25 protein-coding genes are annotated in these 22,446 nt (G+C 68.2%); 22 read left to right on the forward strand and 3 right to left on the reverse strand.

Annotated elements, in window-relative coordinates; translation table 11 throughout:
• Positions 1-15 precede the first annotated feature (15 nt).
• From ABZX37_RS26725 to ABZX37_RS26790, 14 genes are all read left to right on the forward strand, one after another.
• On the forward strand, positions 16-1,206 hold the full coding sequence (locus ABZX37_RS26725; RefSeq protein ID WP_354743951.1) for a hypothetical protein: 1,191 nt from the start codon (positions 16-18) through the stop codon (positions 1,204-1,206).
• Between the two features lie 460 nt (positions 1,207-1,666).
• Positions 1,667-2,317 (forward strand): L-threonylcarbamoyladenylate synthase, encoded by a 651-nt coding sequence (locus tag ABZX37_RS26730; protein WP_354743953.1) that lies wholly within the window; start codon positions 1,667-1,669, stop codon positions 2,315-2,317.
• Between the two features lie 91 nt (positions 2,318-2,408).
• Positions 2,409-3,566, forward strand: a complete 1,158-nt coding sequence (locus tag ABZX37_RS26735) for an MraY family glycosyltransferase (protein WP_354743955.1) — start codon at positions 2,409-2,411, stop codon at positions 3,564-3,566.
• Positions 3,567-3,617: 51 nt separating this feature from the next.
• A complete protein-coding gene (locus ABZX37_RS26740) occupies positions 3,618-4,109 on the forward strand; it encodes a hypothetical protein (protein ID WP_354743956.1) in 492 nt (163 codons plus the stop codon).
• A 384-nt stretch (positions 4,110-4,493) separates the two neighbouring features.
• Complete coding sequence (atpB, locus tag ABZX37_RS26745) at positions 4,494-5,279, forward strand: F0F1 ATP synthase subunit A (RefSeq protein ID WP_354743958.1); 786 nt, start codon at positions 4,494-4,496, stop codon at positions 5,277-5,279.
• A gap of 58 nt (positions 5,280-5,337) precedes the next feature.
• A complete protein-coding gene (locus ABZX37_RS26750) occupies positions 5,338-5,595 on the forward strand; it encodes an ATP F0F1 synthase subunit C (RefSeq protein WP_354743960.1) in 258 nt (85 codons plus the stop codon).
• Between the two features lie 28 nt (positions 5,596-5,623).
• Positions 5,624-6,178, forward strand: coding sequence for a F0F1 ATP synthase subunit B (locus tag ABZX37_RS26755; protein WP_354743962.1), 555 nt, complete (start codon positions 5,624-5,626; stop codon positions 6,176-6,178).
• 6 nt (positions 6,179-6,184) lie between these two features.
• A complete protein-coding gene (locus tag ABZX37_RS26760) occupies positions 6,185-7,009 on the forward strand; it encodes a F0F1 ATP synthase subunit delta (protein WP_354743964.1) in 825 nt (274 codons plus the stop codon).
• 54 nt (positions 7,010-7,063) lie between these two features.
• Positions 7,064-8,701 carry a F0F1 ATP synthase subunit alpha gene (gene atpA, locus ABZX37_RS26765; protein WP_354743965.1) on the forward strand — a complete coding sequence of 546 codons (1,638 nt, stop codon included), beginning with the start codon at positions 7,064-7,066 and terminating at the stop codon, positions 8,699-8,701.
• 11 nt (positions 8,702-8,712) lie between these two features.
• Positions 8,713-9,651 carry a F0F1 ATP synthase subunit gamma gene (locus tag ABZX37_RS26770; protein ID WP_354743967.1) on the forward strand — a complete coding sequence of 313 codons (939 nt, stop codon included), beginning with the start codon at positions 8,713-8,715 and terminating at the stop codon, positions 9,649-9,651.
• On the forward strand, positions 9,651-11,078 hold the full coding sequence (gene atpD, locus ABZX37_RS26775) for a F0F1 ATP synthase subunit beta (RefSeq protein ID WP_354743969.1): 1,428 nt from the start codon (positions 9,651-9,653) through the stop codon (positions 11,076-11,078). The genes ABZX37_RS26770 and atpD overlap by 1 nt, the downstream gene beginning before the upstream one ends.
• Before the next feature lie 114 nt (positions 11,079-11,192).
• Positions 11,193-11,558 carry a F0F1 ATP synthase subunit epsilon gene (locus ABZX37_RS26780; protein ID WP_354743971.1) on the forward strand — a complete coding sequence of 122 codons (366 nt, stop codon included), beginning with the start codon at positions 11,193-11,195 and terminating at the stop codon, positions 11,556-11,558.
• Positions 11,559-11,585: 27 nt separating this feature from the next.
• Complete coding sequence (locus ABZX37_RS26785; protein ID WP_344271456.1) at positions 11,586-12,020, forward strand: DUF2550 domain-containing protein; 435 nt, start codon at positions 11,586-11,588, stop codon at positions 12,018-12,020.
• 81 nt (positions 12,021-12,101) lie between these two features.
• Entirely contained in the window at positions 12,102-12,272 is a 171-nt protein-coding gene (locus ABZX37_RS26790) for a hypothetical protein (protein ID WP_167756599.1), read from the forward strand.
• 438 nt (positions 12,273-12,710) lie between these two features.
• On the opposite strand, the gene ABZX37_RS26795 is transcribed toward ABZX37_RS26790, so the two are convergent.
• Positions 12,711-13,277 carry a cob(I)yrinic acid a,c-diamide adenosyltransferase gene (locus tag ABZX37_RS26795; RefSeq protein WP_354743974.1) on the reverse strand — a complete coding sequence of 189 codons (567 nt, stop codon included), beginning with the start codon at positions 13,275-13,277 and terminating at the stop codon, positions 12,711-12,713.
• Between the two features lie 61 nt (positions 13,278-13,338).
• Here ABZX37_RS26795 and murA point away from each other — a divergent pair, with 61 nt between their 5' ends.
• A complete protein-coding gene (murA, locus tag ABZX37_RS26800; protein ID WP_354743976.1) occupies positions 13,339-14,613 on the forward strand; it encodes a UDP-N-acetylglucosamine 1-carboxyvinyltransferase in 1,275 nt (424 codons plus the stop codon).
• 277 nt (positions 14,614-14,890) lie between these two features.
• Here the strand turns inward: murA and ABZX37_RS26805 are convergent, their stop codons facing one another.
• Entirely contained in the window at positions 14,891-15,481 is a 591-nt protein-coding gene (locus ABZX37_RS26805; protein WP_354743978.1) for a TetR/AcrR family transcriptional regulator, read from the reverse strand.
• A 94-nt stretch (positions 15,482-15,575) separates the two neighbouring features.
• Here ABZX37_RS26805 and ABZX37_RS26810 point away from each other — a divergent pair, with 94 nt between their 5' ends.
• Genes ABZX37_RS26810 through ABZX37_RS26820 form a run of 3 tightly spaced genes read left to right on the forward strand, consistent with a single transcriptional unit; the run spans position 15,576 to position 17,957 of the window.
• Positions 15,576-15,971, forward strand: a complete 396-nt coding sequence (locus tag ABZX37_RS26810) for a nuclear transport factor 2 family protein (RefSeq protein ID WP_354743980.1) — start codon at positions 15,576-15,578, stop codon at positions 15,969-15,971.
• Entirely contained in the window at positions 15,964-16,770 is an 807-nt protein-coding gene (locus ABZX37_RS26815) for an ergot alkaloid biosynthesis protein (protein WP_354743982.1), read from the forward strand. Before ABZX37_RS26810 ends, ABZX37_RS26815 begins: the two co-directional genes overlap by 8 nt.
• Complete coding sequence (locus tag ABZX37_RS26820; protein ID WP_354743984.1) at positions 16,767-17,957, forward strand: alpha/beta fold hydrolase; 1,191 nt, start codon at positions 16,767-16,769, stop codon at positions 17,955-17,957. The genes ABZX37_RS26815 and ABZX37_RS26820 overlap by 4 nt, the downstream gene beginning before the upstream one ends.
• Before the next feature lie 17 nt (positions 17,958-17,974).
• Here the strand turns inward: ABZX37_RS26820 and ABZX37_RS26825 are convergent, their stop codons facing one another.
• Positions 17,975-18,601 carry a LysE family translocator gene (locus tag ABZX37_RS26825; protein ID WP_354743986.1) on the reverse strand — a complete coding sequence of 209 codons (627 nt, stop codon included), beginning with the start codon at positions 18,599-18,601 and terminating at the stop codon, positions 17,975-17,977.
• 123 nt (positions 18,602-18,724) lie between these two features.
• Here ABZX37_RS26825 and ABZX37_RS26830 point away from each other — a divergent pair, with 123 nt between their 5' ends.
• The 4 genes from ABZX37_RS26830 (at position 18,725) to ABZX37_RS26845 (ending at position 22,292) form a co-directional block, all read left to right on the forward strand.
• The gene (locus ABZX37_RS26830; RefSeq protein WP_354743988.1) at positions 18,725-19,270 is read left to right on the forward strand and encodes a hypothetical protein; all 546 of its coding nucleotides are present in this window, start codon (positions 18,725-18,727) and stop codon (positions 19,268-19,270) included.
• A 96-nt stretch (positions 19,271-19,366) separates the two neighbouring features.
• The gene (locus ABZX37_RS26835; RefSeq protein WP_354743990.1) at positions 19,367-19,900 is read left to right on the forward strand and encodes a hypothetical protein; all 534 of its coding nucleotides are present in this window, start codon (positions 19,367-19,369) and stop codon (positions 19,898-19,900) included.
• A 2-nt stretch (positions 19,901-19,902) separates the two neighbouring features.
• Positions 19,903-20,220, forward strand: a complete 318-nt coding sequence (locus ABZX37_RS26840; protein WP_344271494.1) for a DUF6191 domain-containing protein — start codon at positions 19,903-19,905, stop codon at positions 20,218-20,220.
• Between the two features lie 50 nt (positions 20,221-20,270).
• On the forward strand, positions 20,271-22,292 hold the full coding sequence (locus ABZX37_RS26845; protein ID WP_354743992.1) for a protein meaA: 2,022 nt from the start codon (positions 20,271-20,273) through the stop codon (positions 22,290-22,292).
• Positions 22,293-22,446 lie beyond the last annotated feature (154 nt).

The following is a 22,446-nucleotide window of genomic DNA, read 5'->3' on the forward strand; positions in this document are numbered from 1 at the left end:
GGGGGAGTCATGTTCATGCGTCATCGAATCACCGCCGGATGCGGCGCCGCGCTCATCGCCGCCACAGCGCTCACCGCGAGCGCGACGAACGCGTCCGCCGCCGCCGGGCCGACCACGCTGCCCGCCAGCCAATACACCTTGACCTCGGATTACCACAAATACGACGCGGCCTACTCGGGCCTCGCGTCGAAGCTGCACACCGTGCCGGTGCACACCGTCATGGACAACGCGAACCACGACCGCAAGCCGCTGCCGTCGACGTTCAACCCGGCCGGTCTCACCGGCGGGTTCCGCTTCGACGACGGCGACAACACCGACTGCACCAACTATCCGCAAGGCATCACCACCAGCCGCGACGCGGTCGGCGGCGACAACGGCGGCAACTACGACGGACACCAGCTCGTCGCTGTCAGCTGGTACACGCGCGACAAATGCGGCGGCAAGCAGGTCCGCAGCCGGATCACCCTCGCCGACTGGGACGCGACCTACCCGAACAAGTACCGCAAAATCCTGCTCGTCGAACCCACCGGCACCACCGCTTCGCCGAACTACAAGGACATCCCGATCCACGCCGGCGGCGTCTCCTGGTACGGCGACTACCTGTACGTCGCCGACACCGGCGGCGGCATGCGGGTCTTCGACATGCGCAAGATCCTCGAGGTCAACTCGGGCGGCACGGCGGATCAGATCGGCCTTTCCAGCGGCCAGTACTACGCGCACAACTACCGCTACGTCCTGCCGCAGGTCGGCACGGTCGCCGCGCACACCGCCTCCGGCCCGAACCTGGCCTGGTCGAGCATCTCGCTGGACCGGGTGAGCAAGTCGATGGTGATGACCGAGTACACCTGCAAGGCCGACTGCGCGGACTACCCGAACCGCCCGCCGCGCGCGGTGCGCTTCCCGTTCGCCTCGGGAGCGACGACGTTCGCAGCCTCGACGACGGCGAGCCAGGCTCTCCAGCTGCCCTGGTACAACCTCAACGGCGTCGCCTCGCACAACGGCCGCTGGTGGTTCAACTCCTCCACTCAGAAGCAGCTCTACTACTGGACCCCAACCGCGGGCCCGGCCACGCACGCCTGGGTGAGCAGCGGGGAGAGCATCTCGTACTGGGAGGACCCGAAGGACGCGGATCTCCTGTGGTCGCTTCAGGAGGGGGCGGGGAACCGGAACGTGTTCGCGGTGAAGCAGGCCAGCTACGGCAGCTGATCGCCTGACCTTCGGCCGCTGACCCCCCGGGTCAGGCGGCCACTCGGCCAGGCTCGGTCCGGTGCGGCCGCGCCCCGCGCCGGACCGAGCCCTCCGCCTCGTCCCTGACGAAATGCCACATTGGGTGCGTGGGATGCACCGAACGCCGCTTTGGGTGCGTGGGATGCACCCAAAGCGGCATTGGGGCAGCCCCCGCACCCTCACCCGAGCCCTTCGCCATCGCCCTGCCGGAGTCACGTCAGCTCGCGCGGCGCGAGATCCTCCGCATCGGACCGAGCCATCCGCTCCCGCAGCCGTCTGTGAAGGGCTCCTTGAGGGAATCTGATTCCCTCAAGGAGCCCTTCACGGACCTCCGCATCGCGTACCGAGCCCGCCCCTCGCCGGAGCCAGACCGCTCCACCGCCCCATCGCACCTCGGGGCGCTCCGAACCCGTCCGCGCCGGGGGATAGGCTGCCCGTCATGAGTGCGGTCTACGACTGCGGCAAGCGCGAATCCCGAGCCGAAGGCCTGTCCGCGGCGGCTGCCGCGGTGCGGTCGAGCCGGCTGGTCGTCCTGCCGACGGACACGGTGTACGGCATTGGCGCCGACGCGTTCGACTCCGGCGCCGTCCAGGCGTTGCTGCGGGCGAAGAACCGCGGCCCGGACATGCCGGTCGGCGTTCTCGTCGGCTCCTGGTCCACTGTGGACGGTCTGGTGCTCGGCGTTCCGCCGCAGGCGCGCGCGCTCATCGAGGCGTTCTGGCCCGGCGACCTGTCGATCGTGCTGCCGCACGCGCCGAGTCTGCAGTGGAATCTCGGCAACTCGCGCGGCACGGTGATGCTGCGGATGCCGTTGCACCCGGTCGCGCTGGAGCTGCTTCGCGACGTCGGCCCGATGGCGGTGTCGAGCGCGAACGTCTCCGGGCGCCCGCCCGCCTCGACCGCCGAGGAAGCCCAGGAGCAGCTCGGCGACTCGGTGTCGGTGTACCTCGACGGCGGGTCGAGCGGGGAAGCGGTGGCCTCGTCCATCGTGGACCTGACTGGCGACAAGCCGGTGGTGCTGCGCGAGGGCGCGGTCACGAAGGCCGCCATCGCCGAGGTGATCGGCGTCGCCGAGGAGACGCTGGACTGAGCCGGGCAAGTGACTGCCGTTCACCGGGGCCGCACGCGGGCGCGGTAGCGTGGCGCGGTGACTCCGACCTCCCGGCGGGCGTGACGCGGTCATGCCTGTAGTCCAAGGACTTCTCCCGATCCGGGAGTACCTGCTCGTCGCGCTGACCGCGACCGCGGTGACCTATCTGCTGACCGGCGTCGTGCGGCGCGTGGCCATCCGGATCGGCGCGATCGCCAACCCCCGCGCGCGCGACGTGCACGTCAAGCCCATCCCGCGGATGGGCGGCGTCGGCATCTACCTCGGGATCGCCGCGGCGATGGGCCTCGCGCACCAGCTTCCCGCGCTCAGCCACGGTTTCGACGTCTCCTACGACGCGGTCGGCGTGCTGCTCGCGGCGGGCGTCATCTCGCTCATCGGCATCCTGGACGACCGGTTCGAGCTCGACGCGTGGACGAAGCTCGCCGGACAGGTCATGTGCGCCGGGATCCTCGTCATCTTCGGCGTGCAGTGGGTGTCGTTCTGGGTGCCGTGGGGCGGGAACGGCGATTCCATCGGTTCGGTGCTGGTGCTGGACAAGAACCAGGGCGCGCTGCTGACCGTCGTCATGGTCGTCGTCATGGTCAACGCGATGAACTTCGTCGACGGCCTCGACGGGCTGGCCGGCGGGCTCGGCTTCATCGCCGCGACGGCCACCTGCGTGTTCTCGCTCGGCCTGCTCGACAACGCGGGCGGCGACTTCGGCTCGTACCCGCCCGCGCTGATCGCCGCCGCGCTCGCCGGGGCATGTCTTGGTTTCCTCCCGTACAACTTCCAGCCCGCCAAAATTTTCATGGGCGACTCCGGATCGATGATGATCGGCCTGATGCTCGCCGGAGCCACCACATCGGCGAGCGGACGAGTCAACTACACCCGGTTCTCCGCGTCGGACGCGCTGGCCCTGCTGTCCCCGCTGGTGGTCGTGGTGGCCGTGCTTTTCGTGCCGGTGCTCGACCTCGTGATGGCCGTCGTCCGGCGCACGCGGCGCGGGCAGAGCCCGTTCGCCGCCGACAAAATGCATCTGCACCACCGGTTGCTGGAAATCGGCCATTCGCAACGGCGCGCGGTGCTGCTGATCTATTTGTGGGCCGGAATTCTCTCTTTCGGCGCGGTCTCCATCACGATTTTCGACAGCCCCGTCGTGTTCTGGTCGATTGGCGCGGCATTGGTGCTGGCGGTGCTCGTTTCCCTGGTGCCGCGGCTGCGTTCCCGGCACCGCCCCGGCGTCTGACCCCGCGGGCGGTCTATACTGGCGGGTCGAACCGAACGAGGAGCGAATGCAGTGAGCGACACCGAGACGCCCGAGACGACGCCCGAGACGTCCCAGGCCGCGGCTCAGGCCAAAGCTCCGGAGAACCCGCACGCCGCTCCGGTGCGCCAGCTCGCGCGCTCGATGACGCGGGCCTCGCTCCTGTTCACCCCGCCGTTCATCCTGATCTGCATTGTTCTTTTCACCGTCCTCAACGGACTGCACGGCTTCCTCGGGGCCCTGGTCGGCGGCGTGCTGGCGATGGTCGCCTCGCTCTCGACGCTGGGCATGATGAAGGTATCCGCCGGACAGGACCCGTCGCTCGTGATGCTCATCGCGCTCGGCGGTTACGCGGCGAAGGTCATCCTGTTGTTCCTCGCGCTCACTCTGCTCAAGGGCGTCACCGTGCTGCACCCGCTTTCCCTCGGGATCACGATGATCGTCGCCATTCTCGTGGCCGCCGCCGTGGAGTTCGCGACATTCCGCAAAGCGCGTATCCCGACCATCATTCCCGCCTCGAATTGACGGATTCGGGACAAGGGTCCCAGCCGGATTCGGGACCTAGGTCCTGGACCATTCGGCTGGTTAGGAGTACGCCTGTACGGCAGTGATTGACCTGCTGGTATGGTCCGCGTCATGGGTGGCGGCCTCGGCCGCGCACTCCCGACGACGAACCGCGATCAGCAGTGTGGCGACCGGATGGTTCCGCCTCTCAACCCGCTGGTCCGAAGTAGACCGCAGGGCAGTGTTCACGCGAGACCTCCCTCGTGCGCAGACCGGCTGGCTGGCTCCGCGCACGGTGGGTACCGCCGCCTCCGGCGTCCCGATGCGTATCGGGTACGTTAAGTCCAGATCGTGACGATTCCCCCGGCGGAGTGAACGCCGGCCGGGAGAACCGGGAGGAGCCCAGTGGCCGCGCTGGTACTGACCGAGGGTGCGACCTTCGCGCCCCCTGGCGCCGAAAGCTTTGAGCTGCCGCCGTTGTTCGGCTTCGTCACGAAGCCGATGCTTCTGGTGGTGCTCTCGGTGATCATCATCGCGGGGTACTTCCTGCTGGCGACGCGCAAGCTGAAGGTCGTTCCGACCAAGGGCCAGTTCGTGGCCGAGGGCATCTACGACTTCGCGCGCAACAACATCGCCCGCGAGCAGATCGGCTCGAAGGATTTCCAGCGCTTCGTGCCGGTGATCTTCGCGTTGTTCACCTTCATCTTGATGAACAACCTCTACGGGGTCATCCCGTTCCTGCAGTTCCCCACCATGGCGCGGTTCGGGTTCCCGATCGCGTTGTCGGTGCTCGTGGTCTACCCGGTGTACCACTACGTCGGGATCAAGAAGCACGGCCTCGGCGGGTACTTCAAGAAAGAACTCGCGCCGGCCGGCGTCCCCGGCCCGGTGCTCCCGCTGTTCGCGCTGATCGAGTTCGCGGAGAAGTTCTTCCTGAACCCGCTCACGCTCGCCATCCGTGTTTTCGCGGCCATGTTCGCGGGACACCTGATCCTGGCGGTCTTCACCCTCGGCGGCACCTTCCTGCTGACCGAGACCTCGAGCATCGCGCTGAAGCCGGTGTCGCTGGTGGCGTGGATCTTCGCTATCGGCCTGACGTTCCTGGAGGCGTTCATCCAGTGCCTCCAGGCGTACATCTTCGCCCTGCTGTCCGCGGGGTACATCGGCGCCGCGCTGGCGTCGGAGCACTGAGAACACCACAAGACCCCGATCCGCGTGAGTGCGCGGACCGAAGTGAAGGGAAACGCACGTGAGCAACATCGTCCTGGCCGAGGCTGCCGCCCAGACCGTCAACCTCAACGCCGGCCTCGCCGCCATCGGCTACGGCCTGGGCGCGATCGGCCCCGGCATCGGCGTGGGCCTGATCTTCGCCGCGGTGATCAACGGCACCGCGCGTCAGCCGGAGGCCCAGAGCAAGCTGCAGGGCATCGGTTACGCCACCTTCGTGCTCACCGAGGTGCTGGCCCTGATCGGTATCGTCATCTACTTCATCGCCTCCGCTGCCTGAGTCGTTCGCTCTCGCTTAAGGAGACGTTGTGCTGAAGACCCAAGTGGAGTTGTTGGCAGAGGCCCACAACCCGATCATGCCCGACTGGTCGGAAGTGATCCTCGGCATCGTCGCCTTCCTGATCCTGCTGTTCATCCTCAAGAAGTACGTCGTCCCTCGTTTCGAGAAGGCGTACGAGGAGCGGGCGCAGAAGATCGAAGGCGGGATCGAGAAGGCCGAGAAGGCTCAGGCAGAGGCCGAGAAGGCGCTGTCGGAGTACAAGGCCCAGCTGGCGGACGCCCGTTCCGAGGCAGCGAAGATCCGCGACGACGCCCGGCTCGAAGCCGAGCAGATCAAGGCGGAGCTGCGGGAGCAGGCCGAGTCCGAATCCCAGCGGATCGTGGCACAGGGCCACGCCCAGCTGCAGGCGCAGAAGGCGCAGATCGTCGCCGAGCTGCGGGCCGAAATGGGCCGCAACGCGGTCGAGCTGGCCGGCCGCATCGTCGGCGAGTCGCTCGAGGACGAGGCGCGCCGTCGCGGCACCGTCGACCGGTTCCTCGCGGAGCTGGACACCGCCGGGGCCACCAACGGAGCGGGGAAGTAACCAGAGATGACGCTGCATGCTGCGAGCCGTGAAGCGCTCGACCTCGCCGAGCAGAAGCTCGGCGAGGTGCTGGCCGGAGCGGGCGCTGACCCCGCGAAGGCCGGGGATGAGCTGCTCTCGGTCGTCGACCTCCTTGACCGCGAAATCGGCCTGCGCCGCGCGGTCGGCGATTCTTCGGTCGCGCCGGAGAGCCGCCAGGGCCTGGTCCGCCGCCTGTTCGACGGAAAGCTGAGCGAACAGGCCCTGAAGGTGCTCGACACCGTGGCGGGCAGCCGCTGGTCCAGTCCCCGCGAGCTGGTGGACGGGCTCGAATCGATCGGCCGTTCGGCGCTGCTCACCGCCGCCGAAAAGGCCGGGAACGTCGAAACCGTCGAGTCTCAGCTGTTCCAGGTCGCGCGGATCGTCGCGGGCGCCCCGGAACTCGAGGCGGCGCTGTCCGACCTGACCGCTCCCGCGGAGGCGAAGCGGACCCTGGTCCGCGGGCTGTTCGCGGGCAAGGTCGACGCGGTCGTCGAGACCCTGGTCGAGCAGGCCGTGCAGCGCGCCAAGGGGCGCGGCATCGGCAACGCGCTCGACAAGCTGGTCGCGCTGGCCGCCGAGCGGCGCGAGCGCTCGGTCGCGTACGTGACCTCGGCGAACGCGCTCACCGACGAGCAGCGGGCCCTTCTCGGGACCAAGCTCGACGGCATCTACGGGCGGCCGATCGCGCTGCACGTCGAGATCGACCCGGCACTCGGCGGCGGCCTCGTCGTCCGCGTCGGGGACGAGGTCATCGACGGCAGCACCTCCGGGCAGCTGGCGGCCGCGCGCCGCACGCTGAGCCGGGCCTGAGCGGCACAACAGACTTTGCACACTGGACAGAAGAGAAGCGAGAGCGGGAACGAAATGGCGGAGCTGACGATCTCCTCGGACGAGATCGCCCACGCGATCGAGAATTACGTCTCGAGTTACGCCCCTTCCGTGGAGCGGGAAGAGGTCGGCGTCGTCGCCGACGCCGGTGACGGCATCGCCCACGTCGAAGGGCTGCCCTCGGCCATGGCCAACGAGCTGCTCGAGTTCCCGGGCGGCGTGCTTGGCGTGGCACTGAACCTGGACGCGCGCTCCATCGGCGCCGCGATCCTCGGCGACTTCGAGAGCATCGAAGAAGGCCAGCAGGTCAAGCGGACCGGCCAGGTCCTCTCGGTGCCGGTCGGCGAAGGCTACCTCGGCCGGGTCGTCAACCCGCTCGGCCACGCCATCGACGGCCTCGGCGAGATCGAGACCACGACCCGGCGTCCGCTGGAGGTCAAGGCCGCCTCGGTGGTCGAGCGCCAGCCGGTGGCCGAGCCGCTGCAGACCGGCATCACCGCGATCGACGCGATGACCCCGATCGGGCGCGGCCAGCGCCAGCTGATCATCGGCGACCGCAAGACCGGCAAGACCGCGGTCGCGGTGGACACGATCATCAACCAGAAGGCCAACTGGGAGACCGGCGACCCGAAGAAGCAGGTTCGCTGCATCTACGTCGCGGTCGGCCAGAAGGGCTCCACGATCGCCTCGGTGAAGTCGGCGCTCGAGGACGCGGGCGCGATGGAGTACACCACCATCGTCGCGGCCCCGGCCTCCGACTCGGCCGGCTTCAAGTGGATCGCCCCCTACACCGGCTCGGCCATCGGCCAGCACTGGATGTACGAGGGCAAGCACGTCCTGATCGTGTTCGACGACCTGACCAAGCAGGCCGACGCCTACCGCGCGATCTCGCTGCTGCTGCGCCGCCCGCCGGGCCGCGAGGCGTTCCCCGGCGACGTCTTCTACTTGCACTCCCGTCTCCTTGAGCGTTGCGCCAAGCTGTCGGACGAGCTGGGCGCCGGCTCGCTGACCGGCCTGCCGATCATCGAGACCAAGGCCAACGACGTGTCGGCCTACATCCCGACGAACGTCATCTCGATCACCGACGGCCAGTGCTTCTTCCAGTCGGACCTCTTCAACGCCGGTCAGCGCCCGGCCATCGACGTGGGCATCTCGGTGTCCCGCGTGGGTGGTGCCGCGCAGGTCAAGGCGATGAAGAACGTCGCGGGCTCGCTGCGCATCGACCTGTCCCAGTACCGCGAACTGGAGGCGTTCGCCGCCTTCGCCTCGGACCTGGACGACGCGTCGAAGGCGCAGCTGGAGCGCGGCGCCCGGCTGTACGAGGTGCTCAAGCAGCCGCAGTACTCGCCGGTCCCGGTCGAGGAGCAGGTCGCCACGGTGTACCTGGGCACGAACGGCCACTACGACTCGGTCCCGACCGAGGACGTGCGCCGGTTCAACCTCGAGTTCCTCGACTCGGCGCGGCGCAAGCACGCCGAGGTCCTGGGCGCGATCCGCGACACCGGCAAGTTCGAGGACAGCACCCGCGACGCCCTGATCGCGGCGGTGAACGAATTCAAGAAGGAGTTCACCACCGCCGAGGGCAAGCCGCTGGAGTCGAACGCTGACGCGATGGCCGCCGAGAAGGTCGGGCAGGAGACCGTCAAGGTCAACAAGCCCGCCCCGAAGAAGTGAGCTGGTAGCCCATGGCCGCACAACTCCGGGAGCTTCGCTCGCGCATCAAGGCGACGAAGTCGATCGGCAAGATCACCAAGGCGATGGAACTCATCGCCACCGCGCGCATCACCAAGGCGCGCGCGAAGGTCGCCGCTTCCCGGCCGTACGCGGACGAGATCACCAAGGTGCTCTCGGCGCTGGCCGGCGCGGCGGCCAACCTCGACCACCCGCTCCTGGTCGAACGCCCGAACCCGAAGCGCGCCGCCGTCCTGGTCGTCACCAGTGACAAGGGCCAGTGCGGCGGTTACAACTCCAACGTGCTGAAGGCGACCGAAGAACTCCTTGCCCTCCTCAAGTCCGAGGGCAAGGCGGTCGACGTCTACACGACCGGCAGCAAGGGCCTGAACTACTACCGGTTCCGCAACCGTCCGGTGACCGGCAGCTGGATCGGCTTCTCCGACCAGCCGGGCTACCCGGACGCGGTCGCGGCGGCCGAGACGCTGGTGAAGTCCTTCAACGCGGGTGTCGACGACGCCTCGGGCAATGCCGACGGCATCACCGGGGTGGACGAGATCCACGTCGTCTACACCGAGTTCGTGTCGATGCTGACGCAGCGGCCGGTCGCCAAGCGCGTCGCGCCGCTCGAGGTCGAGTACTCCGAGGGCGAGGACGAGAAGCCCGCCGGTCTGCTGCCGAGCTACGAGTTCGAGCCCAGCGCCGACAAGCTGCTCTCCGCGCTGCTGCCGAAGTACATCAACACCCGGCTGTACTCGGCGCTGCTGGAGTCCGCGGCCTCGGAGCTGGCGGCCCGCCGCACGGCGATGAAGGCCGCGTCGGACAACGCGAACGACCTGGTCGGCACCCTGACGCGGGAGATGAACCAGGCCCGGCAGGCGCAGATCACCCAGGAGATCTCCGAAATCGTCGGTGGCGCGAACGCGCTCACCGCAGCAGGAAGTGATGATTGATGACCAGTACTGAAGCCCCGCGCGCCAAGGGGCGCATCGTCTCGGTGACCGGGCCGGTCGTCGACGTCGAGTTCCCGCGCGGTTCCGTCCCCGACCAGTTCAACGCGCTCAAGGTCGAGATCGAGTTCGAGCAGCTGCGCAAGACGGTGACGCTCGAGGTCGCGGCCCACCTGGGCGACAACCTCGTGCGCACCATTTCGCTGCAGCCGCAGGACGGCCTCGTCCGCGGCGCGGAGGTCACCGACACCGGCGGCCCGATCACCGTTCCGGTGGGCGACAAGGTCAAGGGCCACGTCTACAACGCGCTCGGCGAGTGCCTCGACGAGCCCGGCTACGGCGACGACCTCGAGCGCTGGGGCATCCACCGCAACCCGCCGTCCTTCGACCAGCTCGAGGGCAAGACGGAGATGCTGGAGACCGGCCTGAAGGTCGTCGACCTGCTGACCCCGTACGTCCAGGGCGGCAAGATCGGCCTGTTCGGCGGCGCGGGCGTGGGCAAGACGGTGCTGATCAAGGAAATGATCACCCGTGTCGCCCGGAACTTCGGCGGTACGTCGGTGTTCGCCGGCGTCGGCGAGCGCACCCGTGAGGGCAACGACCTCTTCCTGGAGATGTCCGAGGACGGCGTCATCAACGACACCGCCCTCGTGTTCGGCCAGATGGACGAGCCGCCGGGCACGCGTATGCGCGTCGCGCTGTCCGCGCTGACCATGGCGGAGTACTTCCGCGACGTCCAGAACCAGGACGTGCTGCTGTTCATCGACAACATCTTCCGGTTCACCCAGGCCGGTTCCGAGGTGTCGACCCTGCTGGGCCGCATGCCTTCGGCCGTGGGCTACCAGCCGACGCTGGCCGACGAGATGGGCCAGCTGCAGGAGCGGATCACCTCGACCCGAGGCCGTTCGATCACCTCGATGCAGGCGATCTACGTGCCCGCGGACGACTACACCGACCCGGCCCCGGCCGCGACGTTCGCCCACCTGGACGCCACCACCGAGCTTTCCCGGTCGGTGTTCCAGAAGGGCATCTTCCCGGCGGTGGACCCGCTGGCGTCGACGTCGACGATCCTCGACCCGGCGATCGTCGGCGAGGACCACTACCGCGTCGCCTCCGAGGTCATCCGGATCCTGCAGAAGTACAAGGAGCTGCAGGACATCATCGCGATCCTCGGCATGGACGAGCTTTCCGAAGAGGACAAGCTCACCGTGCAGCGGGCGCGCCGGATCGAGCGCTTCCTGTCCCAGAACATGCTGGTGGCCGAGGCCTTCACGCAGATCCCGGGCTCCACGGTGCCGCTGTCGGAGACCATCGAGTCGTTCGACCGCATCACCAAGGGCGACTTCGACCACTACCCGGAGCAGGCGTTCCTGGGCATTGGCGGGCTCGAGGACCTCGAGAAGAAGTACCACGAGATCACCGGCAAGTGAGTGCGTGAGACCGGCGGGGGCACTGTCCATTGTGGACATCGGCCCCCGCCGTTCTCGTAACCGAAGCAAGACCTATTACACTCGGTGGTGACACCCCGAGCGAAGGAGTGCTACGTGGCTGAGATGTCCGTGGAGCTGGTTGCCGTCGAGCGCCGGCTCTGGTCGGGTACCGCCACCTTCGTGGTGGCGCAGACCACCGAGGGCGAGATCGGCATCATGCCCGGACACGAGCCGGTGCTGGGCCAGCTCGTCGAGGGTGGCGTGGTGAAGGTGAACACGACGGACGGCGACGTGCTGACCGCCGCGGTGCACGGCGGGTTCCTGTCCGTCACCGCGACCGGGGTGAGCGTGCTCGCGGAGAGCGCCGAGCTGTCCGACGAAATCGACGTGGCGGCCGCGAAGGCAGCCCTCAGCACCGGCGACGAGGCCGAGCGGACGAGGGCCACGGCCCAGCTCCGCGCGGCCGGACAGCCGGTCTGAGCGGACTAGACGGGCAGGAGCCGGGCCGTGCAGATCGCTGTGGTGGTGCTAGCGCTCCTGATCGTGCTTGTCGTCGTGGTCGGCTGGTACGGCCAGCGGTGGATCCGGATGCGCCGCGGCGGCGGCGTCAGCGTGGCGCTGCGGTGGCGTCCGGACAGTCCCCGTTCGAGCTGGCATCTCGGCCTCGGCCGGTACGAGGGCGAGAAATTCGTCTGGTACCGGGTGTGGAGCCTGCGCACCGGCCCGGATCGCGTGTTCCAGCGGGAAAGCATGCAGATCGCGGACCGGCGGGACCCGTCCGGTTCCGAGGCGTACGCGGTGCCTGAGGGGTCGACGGTGCTGCGCTGCGAGTCCTCGGACCAGGAAGCGATCGAGATCGCGATGGGGCCGGGTGCGCTGACCGGATTCCTGTCGTGGCTCGAATCGGCTCCGCCGGGGCGACGGCTGCCGCGAGCTTCGTGAGTTTTTCAGCCGGGTCCGCCATTGCGGCGGGCCCGGCTTTTGTTTCTCGTGCAGCGGGTTCTCCGGCGCTAACCTGGGTGTATGGACGCCCGAGAACGGGAAGACCGCGCGCGCCGCTGGCAGACCTTGCCGAAGCCGGTGCGGCTCGAGGAGCTCACTGTCGCCCAGGCCGTCGAACCGGGCCGCGATTCGACGTGGGACGTCGACTACGAGCGGTACTGGGCCGCTCAGGAAGCCAACTGGGCCCGGTAGCCAGAGCCAGGCGGTGACGGCGCGGACAAGCTCGGCTAACCGCGCCGGTTTCTCTCCGTGCACGTTGTGGCCGCTGTCCACCCGCTTCCCGATGATTTCCTCGACGAACCGGGCCAGATCAGCCCCGATCGCGGCCGCGGTGTACTTCTCCGGCGCCCGGGCGGACTGGCCGTGGACGTCGACCGCGTACACCGTGAAGTCCCGCGCCAGTTCAGGCAGCACGCACGCGTGGCTCTGCCAGTCGACGGTCTGTCCGTGGATCAGCAGCAGCACCGGCCGGACCTTGGGCGTAGTGGAGCTTCGATCCGTTGACCACCGCGTCGTATCCGGTGAATTCAGCACGCCGGGTGCGGGCCACCGCCCAGTCGGACGTCTTGAGATTGCGGGCCGCCCAACCTCCGGCGGCGAGGACTGCCGCGGTGGGAACGGCGGCCGCGATCAGCCGCCCGGCCGCCACAGCACGTCGCCTTCCGGATTGGCCAGCCGGGCGAGGATGAACAGCAGGTCGGAGAGCCGGTTGAGGTACTTGGCGGCGATCGGGTTGGACGTGTCCGGCTCGGCCTCCAGCAGCGCCCACGCGGACCGCTCCGCGCGGCGGGAGACCGTGCGCGCCTGGTGCAGGAACGCCGCGCCCGGGGTGCCGCCCGGAAGGATGAAAGACGTGAGTTTCGGCAGCCGGTCGTTGAACTCGTCGCACCAGCCTTCGAGTTGTTCCAGGTACGCCTCGGTGATGCGCAGCGGCTCGTAGGGCGGGTCTTCCTGGATCGGGAGGCACAAATCCGCGCCGACGTCGAACAGGTCGTTCTGGATCCGGCGCAGCACTTCCGCGATCTCGTCGGTGAGCCCGCCGAGGGCGATCGCCAGGCCGAGCACGGAATTGGCCTCGTCGGTGTCGGCGTAGGCGGACAGCCGGGCGGAAGTCTTGGGGACCCGGGAACCGTCGCCGAGCGCGGTCGTGCCGCTGTCGCCGACCTTCGTGTAGACCCGGTTGATACGAACCACCATACGTTCGACTCTACCGGCCCGGGTTCGGGCAAAACTGGGCGAGAGGGCATGATTGGCGGCCATGAGCGAGCACTTCGACGTGCATGGCGGAGCCCGGCTGGTCGGCGAGGTCGACGTGGTCGGCGCCAAGAACAGCGTGCTGAAACTGATGGCCGCGGCACTGCTGGCCGAAGGCACCACGACCATCACGAACTGCCCGCAGATCCTGGACGTCCCGCTGATGGGCGACGTCCTGCGCAGCGTCGGCTGCGAGGTGGAGATCGAGGGCGACACGGCGCGCATCACCACGCCCAAGGAGCTGTCGCACCGCGCCGATTCGGCGGCGATGGGCAAGCTGCGCGCGTCGGTGTGCGTGCTGGGCCCGCTGGTCGGCCGCCTGAAGCAGGCGGTCGTCGCGCTGCCCGGCGGCGACGCGATCGGCCAGCGTCCGCTGGACATGCACCAGAACGGCCTCCGCAAGCTCGGCGCGACGAGCACCATCGAGCACGGGTGTGTCGTCGCGAAGGCCGAAACGCTGGTGGGCACCCAGATCTGGCTGGACTTCCCGAGCGTCGGCGCGACCGAGAACATCCTGATGGCGGCCGTGCTGGCCGAGGGCACGACGGTGATCGACAACGCCGCCCGCGAACCGGAAATCGCCGACATCTGCACGATGCTGACCGAAATGGGCGCGAAGATCGAGGGCGCGGGCACCTCGACGCTGACCGTCCACGGCGTCGAACAGCTGAACCCGACCGAACACCGCGTGATCGGCGACCGCATCGTAGGCGCGACCTGGGCGTTCGCCGCCGCGATGACCCGCGGCGACCTGACCGTGCGCGGCGTGAACCCGCACCACCTCGACCTGGTCCTGGACAAGCTGCGCCTGGCCGGCGCGGAGGTCACCACTTACGACGACAAGGGCTTCCGAGTCGTCCAGCCGGAACGCCCGAAGGCGGTCGACTGGGTGACCCTGCCGTACCCCGGTTTCGCCACGGACCTGCAGCCGTTCGCGGTCGCGCTGTCGGCGGTGTCCGAGGGCACGTCGATGATCACGGAAAACGTGTACGAGGCGCGGTTCCGCTTCATCGAAGAGATGATCCGGTTGTCCGGCGACGCCCGCACGGACGGCCACCACGCGGTGGTCCGCGGTGTGGAGAAGCTGTCGAGCGCGCCGGTGTGGGCGTCGGACATCCGCGCGGGGGCCGGGCTGGTGCTGGCCGGGCTGTGCGCGGACGGGGTGACCGAGGTGTGGGACGTGTTCCACATCGACCGCGGGTACCCGCATTTCGTGGAGAACCTGAACCGGCTGGGCGCGCGGATCGACCGGGTTGCGGGGGAGCCGGAGCGGGCTTGAGCGGCGGCTGCACCGCGGTCGCGAAGCCGGGGAAAGCGCTTGTCAGGCGTTCCCGGCTTCGCGAGGCGGCGGGGGGACGCCTCTTCCTGGCTCGGCCGTCCTGCTTGCAGCGTCCCAACCTGGTGGAAACGGTCGATCAGGTGCGCGATGTCCGTGCGAGGATCCGCGTCGAGCAACCGCGCGTCGGCTCCGACAGTGATCCTTCCCGTCCGCTGACCGATCTTTTCGGCTGAATGCCGGGCACCCGGCGTCAGCCGTAACCGGCTGGCGATTCTGATTACGCGCGCAACGCCCGCACCACCAGGTCCGTCACCTGATCCAAATACCCTTCCTCCGCCGGGATCCCGCGCACGATCAGCCGCCAGTAAACGATCCCCGCGCCCATGTCCAAGGCCATCTCGATGTCCGTGTCCGCCGGGATCTCCCCGCGCTCGATCGCCCTGGTGAACACCGCCCGGTTGATCGCCCGCCGCGGTCCGCCGATGGCTTCGCGGGCGAATTCGGCCATTGCCGGGTTTTGGCGCGCTTCCGCGATCAGCCCGGGGAAAATCCGCGAAAACCGCGGATGCGCGATCCAGCCGTAAAGCGCCTCCAGGGTGGCTCGGATATCTCCGCGCAGGCTGCCGGTGTCCGGGTCCACCGCGCGCGCCAGGCTGAATTCCGCGATGACCGCGCCGATCATTTCGTCTTTCGACCGCCAGCGCCGGTATAGCGCGCTTTTCCCGACTCCCGCGCGTTTCGACACCGCTTCCATCGACAGCCTCCCGAAGCCGTGATCGGCCAGCTCGTCGATCACGGCTTCGGTGATGGCGTAGGTGACGTCGGGCTGCAGCACGGCAGCTCCGGTCGGCGTCCGGCGGGTCGTCATGCCGACGAGTATAGCGTGTGGACGAGACGGTCCCGTCCCGTGTACGTTGGCGTCGAGACGGCACCGTCTCGTCCGTTCCTGAGGAGGGGTTCCGATGGCACTCATCGATCACGCGCTCGACCTGCTGGTCCAGCACGACATGGCCGGATTCGTGCAGCTGTTCGCCGAAGACGCCGTGCTCGAGTTCCCGTTCGCCGCGCCGAGCGAGCCCCAGCGCGTCGAAGGCCGCGCCGCTCTGGCCGAGTACCTGCGCGATTACCCGAACCTGTTCGACGTCCGCGAGGTCGCCGCCAAGCGCGTGCACCAGACGACCGATCCGGAGGTCTCGATCGCGGAGTTCGAGCTGGCCGGCATCGCGGTCGCCACGCAGAAGCCGTACCGCCTTGGCTACGTCGTGGTGCTGACCGTCCGCGACGGCCTGATCCGCCGCTATCGCGACTACTTCAGCCCGCTCGCGGTGATCGACGTTCTCGGGGTGCCGGGTGTCTGACGTCCTCGTGCTCGGCTCGACCGGCACCACCGGCAGCCGGGTCGTGCGCGGTCTCGAAGCCGCCGGGGTACGTGCTCGGGCGGCGACGCGGAATCCCGTTAAACCAGGCCAAATCCGGTTCGACTGGGAGGATCCCGAGACGTACGGCCCGGCGCTGGACGGGGTCTCGGCGGTCTATCTGATCGCGCCGGTCGCGGCCGATCCGCAGCCGCTCGTCGAGGAGTTCCTCAAGCACGCGCCGGACGCGCGGGTGGTCCTGCTCAGTTCGTCCGCTGTGGACGAACACACCCCGGTGCTGGGCGGGCTGCCCGGCCTGGTCCGCCGTCAGCCGGGCTGGGCGGTGCTCCGGCCGTCGTGGTTCATGCAGAACTTCACTGCCGGGAACCTGGTCGGCGACAGTGCCCGCGCGGGCCGGATCGTGACCGCGACCGGCGACGCCCGGGTGGCGTTCGTGGACGCGGGCGACATCGCCGCGGTCGCCGTTCGCGCGCTGCTCGATCCCGAACCGCACAACACCGGCCACCTCATCACCGGTCCGCGTGCGCTCAGCTACGACGAGGCCGCCGGGATCGTCGGGAAACGGCTCGGCCATCCGGTCGTGCACGCACCGGTTTCCACCCACGAGTACCAGCGATTCCTGGTCCGCGACGGCCTTCCCGAGTCGTACGCCGAAATGCTCGCCTTGCTGGACGAGGCGATCCGCGGCGGCGCCGAGGACCGCGTGACCGACACCGTCGAACGAGTCACCGGACGACCCGCCCGTGACTTCCGCACCTTCGCGAAAGAGGAGATCCGATGAAGCCCCTGCTGTTCGAAGACGACCCGCAATTCTGGTTCGAAACCCTGATCGCCCTCGGCGAGATCGCCTACGGAGGCGCGGATTTCGGCGAGGTCGTCGCGACCGCGTCGAACATCAAGTCCGGTGACTACGACAGCTGGCACGACGCGTGGCTCGCCACCGCCGAACGGCTCTACGCCGAAGCCGCCACCATGCACCCGGTCAGCGCGCGCGACGCGTACCTGCGTGCCTCGACGTACTACCGCCGCGCCGAGTTTTTCTTGCACGGCAACCCGGAAGACCCGCGGATCAACTACGCCTACGAGCGCAACGTCGAGTGTTTCCAGCTCGCTGTGGAGTCGATCGACCACGTCGAACGGATCGAAATCCCCTACGACGGCCACGTCCTGCGCGGCTACTTCTACCGTGCTCCCGGCGACGGCCCGAAGCCGCTCCTGGTGGTGCACAACGGTTTCGACGGCAGCGCCGAGGACCTGCACTTCATGGGCGCGACGGCGGGCCAGGAACGCGGCTACCACGTGCTGACCTTCGACGGCCCCGGCCAGCCCAGTGCCGTGCACCGCGACGGGCTGCTGTTCCGGCCGGACTGGGAGCACGTCGTCAGCCAGGTGCTCGACTACGCCCTTGCTCTCCCGAACGTGATCCCGGAGAAGGTCGCGCTGATCGGCTGGAGCCTCGGCGGGATGCTCGCACCGCGCGCAGCCGCCTTCGAGCCGAGGCTGTCGGCCGTCGTCGCGGTGGACGGCCTCTTCGACGCTGGTGCGGTTTTCGTGGAGCAGCTCCCGTGGGACCGCGACGAGCTCGTCCGCCGGGCGAACGCGCCGGAGGATCCTGAATTGGACGCCTTTCTAGCCGCCGCGCGGGAACAGAGCCCGACCGTTCGCTGGGCCCTGAGCCACGGCCGCTACGTGATGGGCGGCGCGACCGATCGCGAGTTCCTGGCGAAGTACCTCGAATACCACCTGTACGACGGCGTCGCCGAGCGCATCACGTGTCCGGCGCTGATCTGCGACGCTCCGGAGGACTTGTTCTTCACCGGTCAGCCGCAGCAGCTGTACGACCGGATCAGCGGCCCAAAGAAGATGCTGAACTTCACCGCTGAGGAGGGCGCGGACGCGCACTGCCACGTGGGCGCGATGCGGCTCGCGAGCGGCCGCATCTACGACTGGCTGGACGACGTTCTCTGAACCGAGCTGAACCGGGGTCAGGACTCGAGGGCCAGCGCCGCGCCGAACCCGACCAGCGCGGTGCCGGTCACCCCGTCCAGCGCGCGGCGGACCTTGCGGCGGCTGAGCCACGCGCGGACGCGGTGCACGAAGAACAGGAGGACCAGCAACCAGATCGTGCCCAGCACGGCGACCGTGTACGCGAGCACCAGCGCGTCCCAGGTCGTCGTGCGCACCGGGTCGAGGAACTGCGGCAGCACCGACAGGTACAGCACCAGCACCTTGGGGTTCGTGATGTTCGACAGGAATCCCTCGCGCCACCGCCGGAAACCGCTGGTGCGCTTGCGCTGGGTGTCGGCGACCGCGTCGTAGTTGCCGCGCCAGGCGCCGCGCAGCGCCTGGACGCCGAGGAAGAGGAGGTAAGCCGCGCCGAGCCACTTGAGCGTGAGGAACACCGGCTGCGAGCGGGCGATGACCACGCCGAGCCCGAGGGCCGCGGCAGTGCCCTGCACCGCGTTGCCGGCGAAGATGCCGGCGGTGGCCAGCAAGCCGCCGCGCGCCCCGCCGGACAGTGCGTTCTTCAGCATCACCATCGTGTCCGGCCCCGGCGCGAGCACGATGAGGACCACGATCACCAGATAACTGCCGTACCCGCTCCACGTCACGTCTGACCACGGTAGATCCCGGATCGGCCGACGTCTCGCGGATTTCCGTCACAGTGGTTCACCCCGGCCGGGCAACCCGGGCGAACCGGACGGCGTGCACTCTTCGGGAGCGAGGAGGGCGCGGTGTATCCACTGGCTGAAGGGGAACAACTGCTCTGGTCCGGGCGGCCGCAGCGCTACGTGCGTCGGTACGCGGACTACCACAATTACGTCGGAGTGGCGGTGGGCTTCGGAACGATCGTCGCGACCGGCATCGTCGGCATCGTGATGTTCGACGTCGATCCCGTCACGTTCAGCTTGTGGCCGAGCTTCTTCGTCCTGGCGATCGCGCTGATCGCCGAACAGAACCGGCAGCGGAGGGTGCTGTTCGGGGTGCTGACCTACCTGGTGACGGACCGCCGGATCGTCTTCGTCGCCGACCGTCCGGGCGGCATCGAGTTCCGCTGGGTGTGGCTTCCCGACCTGGCCGCCCCGCGGGTACGCGACCACGGTGACGGCACCGGCACGGTCGGCTTCGGGGCACCTGTGCGGGTGCGGCTGCGCGCCCAGAAGTTCCAGGCGCGGTCGTTGCTCACGACGATGGTGCCCGAACTGGTCGCGATCGAGGATCCGGAGCACGTCGCCGAGTTGATCGCCCGGAACGCTCCGCGCACCCCGGCCGCTGGGTAGGACGTGCCGGGTCTCCGCGACGCCGGTTAACTCCGGCCGATCGGGCAACCCGGGCGAACGGGACGGCGTGCACTCTTCGGGAGCGAGGAGGGCGCTATGTATCCGCTGGTCGAAGGGGAACAACTGCTCTGGTCCGGGCGGCCGCAGCGCTACCTGCGGCGCTACCGCGACTATCACTACTACCTCACGGTGGGGATCCTGATCTTCTTCGCCGCGGGGCTGACCACGATTCTGAGCCTGAATTACTGGGTCATGATCGGCTGGGTCGTCGTGTTAGTCCTGGCCGTCGCAACCGGGCACGAGCGCAACCGCGAGCGTCGCGCCTTCATCGCCGTGACGACCTACCTGGTCACCGACCGCAGGCTGATCTTCGTGTCGGAATCGCCGCCCGGCATCGAGTTCCGCTGGATCCGGCTCGCCGACCTCCGGCCGCCGCGAGTACGCGACCACGGCGACGGCACCGGGACGATCGACTTTCATCCCACCGCCTCCGAGTGGCTGCGCGACCAGGGTTTCCGCTCCCGGCCCGCCTGGTATCCGATCCTGCCGGAGCTGATGGCCGTCCCGGACGCCGCCCAGGTCGCCGGGCTGATCGCCCGGAACGCTCCGCGCGCCCCGGCCGTTGGGTAATCATGCTGCTGACCTTGCTGGGTCTCTCGCTGCCGGTCGCCACCATCGTGCTGTTGATCGTCGGCGGCTGGGAACTGCGGCGGAAGAAGAAGCCGTCCCGGCTCAAGGCGCGGCTGTCCTCGACGTACCTCGACGAGGTCACCGCGTTCCTCTACGGCACCAAGCGCAACGAGCTCGAACACCGCGATTCGGTCGAGATGACCCTCGAGGAGGAAGCGCAGGGAGCGCCGCCGCTGGGTACCGTCGACCTTGACCGCGGGGTAGTGGTCGTCCGGCCCGGCGCGTCACCCGGGCGTGGCCGATTCCACTCCGCCGATTAAGTTACCGGCGGGTACACTCGGGCGGTCGTCTCGGCGAAGAGAGGTGCACCGTGCCGTACCCCACCGACCACGAGCGCGACCGGCCCTGGGTGATGCGCACCTATGCGGGTCATTCGTCCGCCGCCGCGTCGAACGAGCTGTACCGGCGGAACCTCGCCAAGGGGCAGACCGGACTGTCGGTCGCTTTCGATCTTCCGACGCAGACCGGCTACGACCCGGACCACGTGCTCGCACGCGGCGAGGTCGGCAAGGTCGGCGTCCCGGTGTCGCACATCGGCGACATGCGGCAGCTGTTCGACGGCATCCCGCTGGCCGAGGCGAACACCTCGATGACCATCAACGCGCCCGCGATGTGGCTGCTCGCGCTGTACGTTTCGGTGGCCCGCGAACAGGCCGAAGCAGAGGGCCGCGACGTCGACGAGGTGCTGGCCAAGCTCACCGGCACCACGCAGAACGACATCATCAAGGAGTACCTGTCCCGCGGCACCTACATTTTCCCGCCCGGGCCGAGTCTCCGGCTGATCACCGACATGATCGCGTGGACCGTGCACCACGTGCCGAAGTGGAACCCGATCAACATCTGCAGCTACCACCTGCAGGAAGCGGGCGCGACGCCGACGCAGGAGGTCGCCTACGCGCTGTGCACCGCGATCGCCGTGCTGGACGCGGTGCGCGACTCCGGCCAGGTCGACCAGGCCGACATGGAAAAGGTCGTCGCGCGGATCTCGTTCTTCGTCAACGCGGGCGTCCGGTTCGTCGAAGAGATGTGCAAGATGCGCGCGTTCACGCAGTTGTGGGACGAGCTGACGCGCGAGCGCTACGGCGTCGAGAACCCGAAAGCACGGCGGTTGCGGTACGGCGTGCAGGTGAACTCGCTCGGGCTGACTGAGGCGCAGCCGGAGAACAACGTCCAGCGGATCGTGCTGGAGATGCTGGCGGTGTCGTTGTCGCGGGGTTCGCGGGCCCGGGCGATTCAGCTGCCTGCTTGGAATGAGGCGCTGGGGTTGCCGCGGCCGTGGGATCAGCAGTGGGCGTTGCGGATGCAGCAGGTGCTCGCGTTCGAGACGGATCTGCTGGAGTACGAGGACATTTTCGACGGGTCGCGGGTTGTTGAGTCCAAAGTGGACGAGATCGTGGCTGGGGCCCGGGAGGAGATCGCCCGGGTGCAGGATCTCGGCGGTGCGGTGGCTGCGGTCGAGAGTGGGTATATGAAGTCGCAGCTCGTTTCGTCTCTTGCCGAATATCGGCGAGGGATGGAAAGCGGGGAGCGGGTTCTTGTCGGGGTGAATAAGTTCGAGACGACTGAGCCGTCGCCGTTGCAGGCGGAGGGGGCTCAGGCGATCGAGACTATTGATCCCGCGGTGGAGAAGGCTGCGGTTGCTGCGGTGGAGAAGTGGCGGGAGGAGCGGGATAACGCTGCTGTTGCTGCTTCTCTTGCTGCGTTGAAGTCCAAAGCTGCTACCTCGGACAATTTGTTTGAAGCCACTGTGGATTGTGCTCGGGCTGGGGTGACTACTGGGGAGTGGGCTGGGGCTCTGCGGGAGGTGTTCGGGGAGTATCGGGCGCCTACTGGGGTTTCTGCTGCTTCAGCTGTTGGGCAGGGGGATCCGGAGTTGGAGCGGGTCCGTGAACTGGTTCGTCGTACAGAATCCGAGATGGGCGAGCGGCTGCGGATTCTTGTGGGGAAGCCTGGGTTGGATGGGCATTCCAATGGGGCTGAGCAGGTTGCTGTTCGGGCTCGGGATGTGGGGTTTGAGGTTATCTACCAGGGGATTCGGTTGACTCCGGATCAGATTGTCGCGGCTGCTGTGCAGGAAGGTGTGCACGTGGTCGGGCTTTCGGTCCTGTCCGGCTCTCACCTCGAGGTCGTGCCGTTGGTGGTTGACGGGCTGCGGGCGGCTGGGGCTGGGGATATTCCGGTGATCGTGGGTGGGATTATTCCGCCTGATGACGCTGCTTTGTTGACTGAGCGGGGGATTGCTCGGGTGTTTACGCCTAAGGATTATGAGCTGACTGACATTATGGCTGGGATTGTGGAGTTGGTTCGGGAGCGGCACGGGTTGGGTTCTTAAGCGGCTCGTCGCCTGGCGGCGACATTGCGGCCACGGTTGCGTGGGGCACCCCGAAGCTGATTATGACGACGGACGGCGGGTGCTTGTCAAGGCGGGAAAGATGCCTTGACAAGCACCCGCCCTCCGCCGGTTTGGCATGGGTTGCGGGTGCGGG

The organism is Amycolatopsis sp. NPDC004079 (genome assembly GCF_040610415.1).
In the GTDB taxonomy this organism is placed as follows: domain Bacteria; phylum Actinomycetota; class Actinomycetes; order Mycobacteriales; family Pseudonocardiaceae; genus Amycolatopsis; species Amycolatopsis halotolerans.